Here is a 14367-nt window from a genome sequence, read left to right as displayed (position 1 = left end):
TCAACTCTAAATTATTAGTACTTATCGTTCTATTTTATCTCTTGTCCATAAACATCCAACTCAGAAATCCAAATTGATCCGGAAGTGGTCTGGCCCATGTAAGTTTCCAGAACTTTAAAACGTAGATATCTTACCGGAATATAAGGATTAGGAGAAAACTCAGATTCTTCCAGATCATAATTAACACCCTGTACACAAGCATATTGATGATCTTCTTCTGTTACTGTCCCAGATTCACCGGAAGGTTTATCTGCAATGAATGTGCCCAATGGGGTCCAACTATCATCCCAACTTCCATCCGGATTTGGTGACAAACTCCCATACAACTCGAATTTCTTTACATTCGCTTCACTATATACCTGGATTTCCTGGCGAGAACCTTTACCACGTTGATGAAGTTTTACACGACTTATTGTTGCCTTACGCCCCAAGTCAACAGTAAACCATTGAGGTATCGGAGCCGACTTAGTAGTTGCAAACATACTATTTCTATCCGTTGCCACTCCATCCCATAAATGTTCTATAGAGTATGAATTATAATTACCTTCAACTGGTTCATAAGTATCTGTTGGTAAAGCAGCATTCTTAAATTTATCTTTGGGAATTACTTCTTCATACAATGGAGTTAAAACAGCTTCCTTAGTACCTGAATAATGTTCCCAACGATCTCTCAGATATACAGCAAATCGTCCTTCTTTGGCTTGCAGTCCCCGAAAAGGAAAACTTCCCATAGAGGCCTCTGTATAGAATGTCTCAAATTCTTTATATTCACCTGTATTTGCAGTATCTCCCAATAGTACAATAGCTAATGCTGCACGATCGGGATTTTTAAAACTAACAGATACTCCCCCAAAACCCGCTTTCAATTCCAGATGTTCAAAAGCGTTTAAATAAGCAGGAGTCAATGGAGTAACTTCACAAGTCACCGGAACCGACTCTTTTTCATTTCGTCCTACACTATAAATCTTAATCGGATAAGATTTTACTTCCCCAAACCCCTCCAACACCAATGAGTCTTCATAACATGAGGCTTTAGTAGTATGTACTGCACCCGTTTCAATTTGATAAACAGCCTTTACATATAGTAAATTTTCATCTTTTGGCATTTTATATTTTAAAACAGCACCACCAGCAGTAGCTCTCACTGTTATATCATATATCTGTTCCGGAGCAGGAGCCGACATATCAATATGGTCTAAACGACCCTCCTCTTTACAACCCATCCCTACAAATAATAGAGAGATAAGTGCTATATATAATGATCTTTTCATATTAACTTTCTAATTTTAGATTACCAACCAATATTCTGAACCAGATTATCATTCTTCAATATATTATCATTACTGATAGGCCAGAAATAATCTTTTACGCCAAATGATTGTTTATAAACGACCATAGAACGATAATAATAATTCGCTCTGGATTGGGTCATATCCCAACCCTGCATTGAAGTCTGGTACAAGCTCGGAGCCGTTTTCCAACGACGGATATCCCAAAAACGAATACCTTCAAATGCCAGTTCAATCATTCTTTCCTGTTGTATAATAGCTCTTAAACCTGTTTGAGTAGTATACTTAGTTGGATTGTTGGAATAATTACTCCAAGATTCTTTTACTCCTTTCAAACCGGCGCGTTCTCTGATGGCATCAATGTAGGTAAACGGATTCTCGGCAACGGCATTTTCCTCACCTACAAGTCCGCCCTCAGGACCATATGCCTCATTAATAGCTTCGGCATAAAGTAAATATAAGTCCGAAAGACGATAAATAGGCCATGGATATTCTGTATAACTATACTGAGTAATAGAGGTCAATACATTCTCATCATATACTAATTTTTTAGGCCAATAACCGGTTAACGGTCCCTTTCCCACAGTTTCTTGCCCGTCGGTATCTCCTCTTCTTGCATGAACATAAAAGGGCTGTTCTGTATCTTTCTTGCCCTGTCCGTGCCATGCTCCACGATCAAATCCTAAGAATGCATAAAAACGGGGTTCTCTGTCCATATTTAATCGCGCTGTCGTCTCTCCACCTTCCAGATAGAATCCATAATGATCTTCAGCACGTGGGATATCACGCAATTCATACTTAGTAGCATAATTCCAGTTTATATCTTCAGTAATAGGCACTCCATTATCAGAATAAAATGTTTCTGCCATCTTTAAAGCAGCTGCTACCAAAGAACGGATTTCAGGAGCATCTTTATAAGTTGAATTTAACTTGGGAGTGGTGATTTGTTGCAATCCTGTATTACCACCACCAACACGACTATTCGTATTAGCCCAGATCAACTCACTGTTCCAACGTTCATTAAACATACGGCGTAGCGTCATTTGCTGTCTGTAACGAGGATCCATTGTATTTGAACCCTCTGTATATTGATACAATTTAAGATCAGCTTCTTTACAAACATCCATTGCCGCCTTACAAGCATTTGCGGCTTTCACCCATTTTTGCTTATCTTCTGTTTGGTTGAACAGCTGTGTTCCATCATGGTTTCTTAAAGTCGCCTGGTCATTATTCCCATTAAATAACGGACTGGCTGCCGTTGTCATAGCTTTCGCTTTTATCATATGCGCAATTGGCAAAGTTATACGTCCCAACTCATCTGCCGGTGCGTATACCTGTAATGGTAATGAACGCATATTAATAGCCTCATCCAGTAGCTCTTCAATATATGCAAAGCACTCGTCTACTGTATTTCTGGGTACTTTTACTTCATCTACCCCTGCATCTACCGAAAGGTTTTCACGAATAATAGGTACAGGACCATACATCAAGACCAACTGATAATGATAATAAGCTTTCAAGACTTTCACTTCAGCGATCCATAAGTCTCTTTCCCAGGCAGGAAGATCCGGAACAGAAGCTACATTATCCAGAAAAATATTACAGTCTCTCAATGCTTTGTAATAATCAGACCAACGATCTAACAAAGGGTTCGCAGTAGATTGCGCTCCTCTTGAAAGATTCAGCGCATAGTCTTTGTCAATACGTCCACTTTCTGTAACTCCACACAATTCATCCCCACCCAATAGTGCGGGATCCCAGGTTGAGTTTCCATGAGAAGGCATATAAGAGTAACAAGTAGCTAAATATTTAATTGCTTCCGAACGCATATGAAATGCCATTTCGATAGTAGCTGTTCCTTCCGGAACCACATCCAGATAATCTGCGCATGAGTTGAAGAATGGCATTAAAGCCAACATTCCTATATATATAAATTTCTTTCTCATAATTGCTATTAATTAAAACTCAAATTAAAACCAATATTAAACACACGCTGCAATGGATATCCCAAACCATTACCACCCATTTCAACATCCCACAATTTGAATGAACTAAATTTCAACAGATTGTTTCCGCTCAAATAAAAACGAAGATTAGACAGGTGCATCTTATTCAGAGCTTTTCTTGGTAACGTATATCCAATTTCCATTTGCTTCAAACGCATAAATGCACCATCACGCATAAACCAAGTACTCTGTACTGTATTATTCACATTCTTAGTACGACTTAATCGCGGCCATACTGCATATACATCCTGATGATCTTCGGCCCAATGACTATCCGCATATGCTTTTAACAACTGTGTATTATCCTGGAAAGGAGCAGTGGCATTTGCATCAATCCAAAATGAGGTATTAGCCGATCCTTGGAAGAACACAGAGAAATCAAAATTCTTATAGCCGGCAGAAAAGCCAAAACCATACACAATTTCCGGAGTCGTAGGGTTACCGATAGGAACCATATCTTTTTCATCGATCACACCATCATTATTCACATCCAAATATTTAATATCACCACCACGTGCAGGTTCTGCTTTATCATCTTTATTAACGCCAATCTGACTCGGAGAATTAGCTGCTTCTTCATCACTTACAAACAGGCGCTCTGCAATATAGCCATACTGTTGCGCCAATGAGTTACCTACTCTATATCTCCAAGGTTCTTTATAAGCCGATTCTTCGTATACTTCGTACTTACTAGTAGCATATGTGAAATTAGCACGAGCTGATGCCCATAGATCCTTATTGAAAACCTGCTGATACTCCAGACTCAAATCAACTCCCTTGGCAGATGCTTCACCGACATTAGATCTTAATGCAGCTGCCAGCCCCATCGTAGAAGGTATATCTGCACGAGTCATCAGAATATTCTTACGATATTCCGTATAATATTCAGCTATTATATTCAACTTATCAAAAAGCCCTAATTCTAGTGCATAATTCTGTTTACGAGAAATTTCCCATGTAATATCAGGATTGGCATAACGTTTTATCGCTACTCCAGATATTTTATTCTTAAAATCACGACCGAATGTATAACCACCGGTATTCATTTCTACCTCAGATAAATAGAAGAAACGGTCTGTGCTACTACCAATCTGGTCATTACCAACCAGACCAAAAGAATAACGGAGTTTTAAATTAGAAAAGATGTTTTTCGCGGGTTCAAAGAATTTTTCGTTAGAAACTACCCATGCCACACCAACAGACGGGAAAAAGCCAAAACGATGTTTTTTATCAAAACGTTCAGAACCATTGTATCCAAAGTTAAACTCTCCAAAGTATCTTTGATCAAAAGAATAAGTTGCACGACCGGATAGACCTATATTCCTGGATGGTAATGATAGTTGCAAACTGTTAGCTTGTCCTTCACGTTCTTCACGTCCCTGAAATACCAATAATCCACTCACACCGTGTTTTCCAAACGTACGATTATAATCAACTGCCGCTTCTAAATAATTAGAACTTGTCATAACTTTGGCACCTTCGGAGAATCCCAGATATTCAGTACCACGTCCATTCCCTTCAGTATTTAAACAGTTAAGTACATATTGCCCGGTATTCTTATCAAAAGAAGTCATTGTATAATAAAAAGGAGTATAACTTCTATTTACGGCAAACTGAGACAAACGAGCTATATTCAGCATAACACGTGCCGATAAACCTTTTGTAATAAATTTCAAATCTTGCTTCAATTCCAATTGAGCCAAAATCTGAGAACGTGTTTTATCCTGATATCCACGCACTGTTTCTGCATAAGGATTGGTATAATAATTCCCCTTTTGTGCATCCATAATAGCACCACCAAACAAAATATGTGAAGCTACTATATTGGCATCCGAAGCCGAGTAATAAGCAGGGAACATAACAGGATTTGAATGCATAATCATCTTATACGTATCAGAACCACTTTTCAATGGACCGGTATAATCCTCGAAGTTACCATTCAAACGGACAATCATTTCAGTCGTTTTAGAAACATCGATATTGACGTTTGCACGCAGATTATAAATATTATCCTGAATGTTGTTATTAAAGTTATTCCGCTTGTCTACTTTCAACAAGCCATTATCTCTATTGAAAGAAGCAGCTACATAGTAACGCGCTACACCTCCACCACCACTTACACTCAAATTGACACGTTGATTCATCGTAAAATCTTTCATCAACATACTTTGCCAGTCATTAGCCGGATAAAGTATCGGATCATAACCAGCAGCAGTTCTTTCTATTTTACTTTGCGAATAAGGTAATTGGCCCAACGGATTACGCGTAAGAACAGCTTCGTTCTCCAGTTTCATATAAGTAATCGGATCAGCCAATTCAATATTCTGTGTAGGCATAGAAATTGAGTTTTCTACACGTAACTGAATTTTAGCCGGACCATTCTTACCCGTTTTAGTTGTAACCAAAATTACACCGTTAGCACCACGAGCTCCATAAAGAGCCGTTGCAGTAGCATCTTTCATAATAGAGAAACTTTCTATTTCATCCGGTTGTAGACGCGCCAGGTCAGTAGATGTCAACTCAACGCCATCAATCAAAATCAATGGATTTGTATTGGAACCAAATGTAGTGATACCACGAACAAAGAAGTCGGCATTATCGGCACCCGGCTCACCGCTTCGCTGGTAAGCAATCATACCTGCCACACTACCAGCCAAGGCTGTTGTCAGGTTACTCACCGGTACTTTCAATTCTGCGGGCTTCACCGTAGTAATGGAAGAGGTGAGACTCTCTTTCTTCTGTTTACCAAAAGCTACTACCGTTACTTCATCCAACGTCTGTGCATCTTCATACAACACTGCATTTATAATGCGTTTGGTACCTACTGCTATTTCTACGGGCTTATAACCAATAGTACGAAACTCTAAAACGGCTTTAGCGTTGGGTACATTAATACTATATTCTCCATTTAAGTCTGTTGTAGTACCGACTGTGGTACCCTTAATCATTACAGTGGCACCTGGAATAGTTTCTCCACGATCATCGGAGACAATACCACTAATTTTAATAGATTGCTGCTGTACCTCTTTCGGTTCCATAGCGTTGCCCGAGTCTTCCTTCACATTAGCAAACGCTTGACTCCCTATCATTATGGAACAAAGGACTATTCCAAGAGCATTACGTATTATACAATTCCTATAAAGCATATTTTTCTATAGTTTAAATATTTGATTAATTAAAAAAGGAACTATTCATAAGAAATTCCCGATTTCTTATAATTCAACAGAACACTTCACTCATACTACATAGGCTGATAGATTTAGAGTTTACACTTCATTTTTATAGATTATACACGATTGATATATCACTAAGGAGGATATTTCTTCATACTCATTATATAATAAGGTTAAACAATTCTTTTTTGGAGTAAAGAGTGGGAGAAGAAAACAATTCTATTCTTGTACTTCTTTACTCCCTCTCAATTACTTCCAGCTTCACATCAACAAATCTTTTTTTACCTGAATTGAAATACCAATTAAAAACATCATTCTATGTTGTTTCTGAAAGCAAATATAAGTCGTAACAGACAAGGTCACTATGCCTAATCTCGCCATTAATATGCCCAATCTGTACAGTGACATTTAAAATACATTTTTGGCGTAATTGAATACAATATACCCTACAATCAATACTCACAGGAAGTTATGGCCAGATGATCACATTCTTTTTTTTATTCTTAAAGTAGGTTATCGCTATATAAACAATGAGGTCATTAGCGTCATAACAGTCTCATTTTTATATCTCAAAAAATCTGGGAATCATTTTATTTTCGATAAAATACCCCCTTAACAAGTGTTTCGTATTAGACTGATTTTATAAAAACTGAGTGGCAATATATACATAAAGTATTTAATCTGCAAGTTCGAAAAACACAAGGAAAAATGAGATACAAAGTATTATATATACATTGTTTATTCTAATTTTCCTACAGAGAATTTTGATTATTACTACCACAAAAAATACAACCATGAAAAGAGTTCTTGCTTATTAATAGACGAGTAACAAAAAGAAATATATTTCAAGCAAGAATAATATAAAGGACACAGTTTAGTATAATAGGTATACTACAAAATAAGAAATTGAAATATACAAAAAAAACTCTGCCGCAATCATAAATGATGTTCAAAGCGACAGAGAGTTCTGTTTTGGGTTTCATACGGATGTATCCTACCAGAATATAGCTGCCCTGGTAAAATGTACTCTTTACACAAATAAAATCCGATTCACATATTATTTCTTTCCTACAATCCTGTAATCACCTCCATTGAATAGATAAGCCTGTTTTCCCTTTTTCTCAAAGCGAATATCTACCTTATATTTTTCAGACGGAGTCTTACCATTAATTGAAATATCAAATACTAGCTCAGCAGGTAAATATACAATGGCCTGAGTATTCCGGGGCACAGAGATCTCTAAGGAAAATACATCCGGCTCTATTATAAAAGCAGATTTAACCAGCCCGGCAATTGTGGGAACAGTAATAGATGCCTGTTTAAAAGAAGTAAGATCAGGTTCTATTTTAAATAATTCATATCCAGGTTTCAATGGTTCCACACCGCACAGATATTGGGCAATAACGGTTAAAGCACCTCCACTCCATGCATGATTAACGGTACCTCCTCCAAATCCTTTCTCACCAATATCCCATCCTTCAAACAGCGTAGAATACTCTTTATTGTCAACCATCGGAGCAAAACGAGATTGTACACGCTCCAATGCATAATTACTTTGTCCCATAATGAAAAGGGCCTCCATAACATACTTTTCCATATAAGGACTGGCATGTTTTTGTGATTTAAACAAGTTAAAAATCTCGTCGTATTGGGTTTGATCCGCAATACCTGTAATAACAGCCAATGCTTGTGCACGGTCATCCGTCTCTTTCTGATATTGCGGATGTCTGTAGGCATAACCATTCCAACATTTATTATAACCAACCTTCAGCTTTTTCATTATTTCCCGATACATTTCAGCATCGCCTTCATACCCTAAAACATCGGCCATTTTTGCTGCACCATCCAATGCCAGATAATGCCATCCGGCATAGATAAGACGAATATCACGATGGTCTCCCCAGTCTCCCCAAGTCCACCCGCCACTTCTAAAAGCAGTCAGGCCTGTATCATCCAGTTGCCAAAGTCCAAGATACTTCTTAACTTTAGGATAAGCATCAACAATCGTCTGTTTATCTCCCGTATTCAAATAATAATTCCAAAAACCATAACGCCCGATACTTGCCAATGATTGTCCGGGGAGTTCTGTATCCGAGCGTCCGGAAGGAATGGGAGCATAGAGTACACCGTTTTTCTTTTGCCAACCGACCAATTCATAAATTGCTTTCTTCATCAAAGCATGTGCTGTAGGAGAATACGTATAGAAACTTTCGCCCATAAGCAACACTACATCTCCCCACCATTGGGCCCGCTCTCTATCGGGACAATCAAAGTAGGTATCACGCATATTCACATACAATGTCCGAAGCGCTTTTTCCCAGAAACGCATATAAAACTCATTGTCGCAAGAGAAGCTACCGATAGGTTCCGTATCATAACCGGTTTCCCGATAAGACAGAGCATTAACAGTTACACTTTTCGGTAATACAAGAATCAGTTTATGCCCATTCATCCATCCTAAAGACTCATAAGTTTGCTTTCCTCGTTTTGTGACGTATTCAGCTCTTACATTTTCTGCCCCTCCTGCCACGGAGTGGTCTGTGGATATAGAGATTAAGCTTCCGCCCTGAGTATCTGTTACATCCAATACTGGAGTCATTTGCATATTATAGGGAAGCCGGGCAATAATCGTATCTTTATCGTTTCCCGGAATACGCTGTACTTCAAGTGGTTTTACACCAAAGTCTTTCCAAAACGGAATAGGTCGTTTCACCAACTTATTCCAAGGGCCTACTCCCCAGTCTCCCAATTCTCTCGCATTTTCGAAAGCGTATTTTCTACAATCCTCTGTTTGCCAACCGGTAATATCATATCGTGCATCAAAATGAACGTTAGATTCCGGTAAGCGGTAATTAGGATAAGGTTTGCCGGTGTTACCATAAGCCGGGTGGACTTTACAAAGCCATTCCGAATTACTTATAATATCCAACTTATCATCTTTCACTTTAAATATTAGTCCGGCTTTCCCGCTACTTTTGTGAGAAAAGCCATTTTTCCCAAAATACCAGACCAGAACGGCTATTTTATTTTCTCCTTTCTTCAGATAAGGAGCAATATTCACTTCGTCATAGTAAGTGTCTTCGGGATTAGGACCTCGTTTCAATCCACCTTCAAATACAGCAAGTTTACCATTTATCCAGAGCCAGTATTTACTATCTACACCAATCTGAGCTATTACTTCCGAAGGAACCTTTTTTATCAAAATATCCCGCCGAAAAGCAATCCAAGTATTAGGATTATCTACATCTTCCTCAATGGAAGTTATCCATTGAGCTCCCTTCCGACTTTCTGCATGAAGCATATATGTACAACTTAATATTAATAACAATGAGATAAAAATCTTTCTCATAAAACCACTTATTTAAAAAAGTTCCATTAGGTTATCAATCAATAATCTTCACACCTTTAGGAGCTTTTACTTTTGTTACTATCTTACCATTCTGTTTGCGATGAGAGATATGAACATCTCCCTTTGGAGTCGGGAAAGTACCTTCCACCCATTCCAAATCACCTAAATGAGACTCTATCTTTAGAGTACGACAACCCGGAGTCATCACTTTCACACCTAAAACATGCTCACTCAGCCAGGCAGTAGGTCCTGAAGCCCAACCATGACAAAGACTATGCCTCAACCTGCTATAACAGAAATTCCCGAAGTCTCCATGAATATCTTTTTTCCCTACAGGAACCAGTTCATCTATCGGAGCAGAACCAGACATCCATTCCAAATTGAAATCTTCCCAGAAAGTAGTAGCTCCCATATCCAGCATTCCGCCCCAATAGGTACGGATTACATCAATAGCTCCCTGATAATTACCGGCTTTAGCCTGTGCCTGCAACATATAATATCCATAGAAAGTTGAAAAATTCTTGGCTCCTCCTACTGATATTACATTATTATCGGCTTCAGCAGCATCTACCAAACCTGCCAAAGCAAGCAGTGCAGCAGCTTGTTTGGAACCGTTTGCATCGGGTACATGTTGTTTCATGCGAGTACTCACTTCAGCACAAGTAGTCGCCAAAACGTTATCACCCAACGCTTCACAAAGCATAGCACCTGCATCAAAAGTCATCGATAAAAGAGCTTGCAAACCAGCATTAATTCCTTGCCTATTCCTCTCGGAAGGCCAATCAAGAAAACGCTTCCCGTCCAAATGCTCTTTACCGGATTCGTCTACTTTGGTCAATAAATGAGTTAGTAAACCAGTCAGATAGTCCTTCTGCTGTTTCAGATACTCCAAATCACCCTGATACAGATACCATTCTTTATGAATCAGAATCCACCATAAAGAATAAGAACTGATATTATTCATCCAATCCGGAAGCGGAGTGGTATCACGGGATAAATCCAAACTTCGGGGAACAACCTCATTAAATCCGAAAACAGAGCTGATAGTCATTACTTCGGGATGCATATCGCCTACCCACACCAGGCGGTCTCTTTTAATGCCATCCCACAAATATTCCTGCATATTCAAATGAACGGTATAGGCTCCGGTCATCCATATTTCATTCAGCCGGTCATCATTACAACGGAAAGAACCACGATAAGGAATGTCCCGTATCACAGATACTGCATTGACCTCTTTCAATAACAATTCCGTATCGGCATCTAATAAGTCAATACGTGCAAAACGGAAACCACTATGTACAGTCTCTGCAGTCCCAAGCCATGGAAGTTCCATCGTAAAATCACGCATGGCATGATCATTCATAGCTCCCTTTGTCCCAACAGGAGTCATTGCTTCACTCACGGATTCACCCAGACGGATTCGAATCTTTACCGGCTCTTTGCTTTTTGAACGCCCGGTAACAAGACGTAGCCCTCCCTGTATCTCTTTTCCAAAATCGATCAGAAAAGAAGGATATTCACCGCCGGTACTTTTCAGCAGGCACAAATTGCGATTGGTTAATACCCCTTGTCCATCACCGGGTTTCAGTAATGCATTAATATTATGAATTAGCCCACCATTACCGTTATACTGCCAAACAATACGTGTCGGCGCGATATATGTACGCGTTCTCGGATCTGTATGCTGCCCCCAACCAACTACGGTAATCATCAAAAACAGCAAAACGCTACCCACTCTTCTTATTATTGTCATGTTAGTATGTATATTCTTATTTAATTCTAATTTCAAAATGATACGTTCCGGGAGTAAGTTTTATACTTCCTTCTTCTCTTTGTGCAGATAAAATCTGCGACTTGATTTCCTTACTTTTAACAGTATAAGCAGCGTCAAGATACAATGAAGCAGAAGTGTTTGAAGGAACCGTTACCATATACTGAACTTTATTCTTGTTTTTATTCCATGATGAAACTATTTCCCCATAAGGTGAAACATGACTGGCCTCAAAAGAATTCAATCCGGTTACAAAGTTAGGTTTTAAAATAATATGTTTAAAACCAGGGGCAGATGCATCCGGAAACAATCCCCCCAAAGCCTTGTAGTACCAGGCACTGATTTCACCAAACATGATATGGTTCAATGAAATATCCCGATAACCGTCTGTGCGCCAATTTTCAAAAAGAGTGGTAGCTCCATTCTTAATCCACCATCCCCAGGAAGGATAGGTATCTTTGGAAGCCAATTTATAGGCTAAATCAGCGTATCCATTCTCACTCAAGGCATTAAGAATCGCTTTGCTTCCCAATAAACCAACATCCATGCTTTGGTCTTTTTCTACCTTTTCGGCCAGATTCTTTGCTACTAATTCCTTCATATGCTCCGGAACAATATTCCAATATAGAGGTGTACTGAGTTCCGTTTGGTGTCCGCTGCAATAAATTCCTTTCTGCTCGTCCAGGAAGCGGGCATTGATACTATTCTTTATTTTTGTAGCCAAAGCGGAGTATTTCTCATAATCACGCTGTTTATTCAGCAATTTAGCTGCTTTAGCCAGAATATCGGTATCTACATAATAATAAATAGAAGAAGTCAGTTCTTTTGAAGAACGTGCCTTTATAGGAATCCAATCGCCCAAGCCCCAGTCTGTAATACCGGAAGGATAGGTATAATTCAAGTAATCTACGTACCGCTTTATATTATCGTATACAGATTCGAGCAAATGTTTATCGCCATAAAACAGATAAATATTCCATGGAATAATAGCTATCGTACTGGTCCAATCCACTCCATTTCCCCAATGATAGCCCCATCCTCCGGTAGGTATGATAGCCGGTAATACACCATTAGGAGCCTGTTCATCCTGATGATCGGCCAGCCACTTCTCATAAACAGTAATGCCATCATAGTTGTAAAGCGCAGTTTCTATAGCAATATGTGCATCGCCTGTCCAGCCGTTTTTCTCTCTTTGAGGACAATCAGTGGGATAACCAAACAGATTGGATAAATAAGAACGATTGGTTGCTTCCCATATTTTATTCAATAGTTCGCTCGATGAAGTCACTTTTCCAACAACAGGTACATCACTATGCATAAAATAAGCCTTCAGACTATTCGTTGTCAGTTCTATAGGCTCGTTACTCAATACTTCGACATATTGAAAACCTTTATAATTAAATCGTGCCCGGAAAGACTCTTCTCCCTTTCCACTTAATATGAAGATATCAGTCTGAAACGGATCAGAATCATCAGTAGGACGATAATGATAATCAATATTAGACATGTCTACTTTTCCATCCTCCCCAATTCTTTCGGCATGTTTCAATCTTATTTCGGTACCCGGTTTTCCGGTTACAATCAGTTCACTAACCCCGGACATATTCTGTCCGAAATCAAACAGATAATCTGTATCCGATAGTTTAGTCATCCTTACCGGGTTGAGTTGTTTCACATCACGAACCGGATGCATCTGCTGAGAAACAATTAAATTGGAAGGAGCCGATGTACAAGCAGCGTTTTTCCATTTCTCATCGTCAAAACCGGGAGTATTCCATCCGGCCTGTTCCTTTCTGGCATCATAGTGCTCAGCCGTGTAGATACTATTAAAGATTACCGGACTCAATGACGTTTTCCAATCTGATCCTGTAGAAACAAACTCCTCTTTCCCATCCTCATAGACTATACGAATATCCATACAGAATTTAGGTCTGCCACGCCAGGGAGCCTGATCAAAATTCCACACTGCTGTAGATTGATGATTATACCAGCCATTTCCCAATAATACTCCCACAGCATTATCTCCCTGTTGCAGTAATTGGGTTATATCATGTGTCAGGTACAAAGTACGACGATCAAAACGTGTATAAGTAGGATCAAGGCGATGGTCTCCCACACGCGTACCGTTAATAGATAGTTCATATAATCCAGCCACAGCAATGTACGCCCGTGCCTGCCTGATCTTGCGTCCGGTATCAAATGTTTTTCTGAAATAAGCAGCAGGTTTCAAACGGTAATCATGCGTATCCGAAATCCAACTGCCTTTCCAATTGTGCATCCCCATCAATCCTGTTTCAAAATAAGATACGGCACTTGTATAGTTATTATTAGTATCATCCCAGACAGAAACCTTCCAATAATAACGGGTATAAGGCTGCATCGCCTTTCCGGCATACATTGTAAGTACCTCCGAAGACAATATCTTTCCGGAATCCCACGCTTCTCCGATACCATTCGCTACTGCAACAGAGTCTGTGCCAACAATTACCTGATAAGCTTGCTGCTTATTCAGATTGACAGGTAATCTCCAGCTAAAACGAGGAGTCGGAACATCAACACCTAAAGGAGTGACCAGATATTCACACCGTAAAAAGTCTAACTTCCCTAAAGACTGAGTCGCAAACAAAACCAAATGAGACAAAAGTGTTAAAAAGAGTACTGACAAAAATCGTTTCATGATATATAGATGTGTTTATAATATATAATGCAAAAATAGCCAATAATAGGCGAATACGTATTCTCATATGTGCCAATAGTATGTTATCAGCAGGACAAC

6 protein-coding genes are annotated in these 14367 nt (G+C 39.1%); all 6 read right to left on the bottom strand.

From position 1 onward, the window contains the following. Positions 1-29: 29 nt before the first annotated feature. The 6 genes from VCM39_RS03760 to VCM39_RS03735 all read right to left on the bottom strand — a co-directional run bounded on the left by VCM39_RS03760 (position 30) and on the right by VCM39_RS03735 (position 14268). Positions 30-1271 (bottom strand): DUF4959 domain-containing protein, encoded by a 1242-nt coding sequence (locus VCM39_RS03760; RefSeq protein ID WP_221649722.1) that lies wholly within the window; start codon positions 1269-1271, stop codon positions 30-32. A 20-nt stretch (positions 1272-1291) separates the two neighbouring features. After that, on the bottom strand, positions 1292-3235 hold the full coding sequence (locus VCM39_RS03755; RefSeq protein WP_221649723.1) for a RagB/SusD family nutrient uptake outer membrane protein: 1944 nt from the start codon (positions 3233-3235) through the stop codon (positions 1292-1294). 8 nt (positions 3236-3243) lie between these two features. After that, entirely contained in the window at positions 3244-6384 is a 3141-nt protein-coding gene (locus VCM39_RS03750; RefSeq protein WP_255585600.1) for a SusC/RagA family TonB-linked outer membrane protein, read from the bottom strand. A 1141-nt stretch (positions 6385-7525) separates the two neighbouring features. Beyond that, positions 7526-9817 (bottom strand): alpha-L-rhamnosidase C-terminal domain-containing protein, encoded by a 2292-nt coding sequence (locus VCM39_RS03745; protein ID WP_322933760.1) that lies wholly within the window; start codon positions 9815-9817, stop codon positions 7526-7528. A 34-nt stretch (positions 9818-9851) separates the two neighbouring features. Continuing rightward, complete coding sequence (locus VCM39_RS03740) at positions 9852-11573, bottom strand: alpha-L-rhamnosidase C-terminal domain-containing protein (protein WP_322933759.1); 1722 nt, start codon at positions 11571-11573, stop codon at positions 9852-9854. A gap of 16 nt (positions 11574-11589) precedes the next feature. Beyond that, complete coding sequence (locus tag VCM39_RS03735) at positions 11590-14268, bottom strand: alpha-L-rhamnosidase (RefSeq protein ID WP_322933758.1); 2679 nt, start codon at positions 14266-14268, stop codon at positions 11590-11592. Between the last annotated feature and the right edge of the window lie 99 nt (positions 14269-14367).

It is taken from the genome of Bacteroides mucinivorans, from assembly GCF_034654355.2.
GTDB classification, from domain to species: domain Bacteria; phylum Bacteroidota; class Bacteroidia; order Bacteroidales; family Bacteroidaceae; genus Bacteroides; species Bacteroides nordii.
The sequence above is the reverse complement of the archived record's forward strand: the minus strand, read 5'-3'. Positions and strand labels throughout refer to the sequence as shown.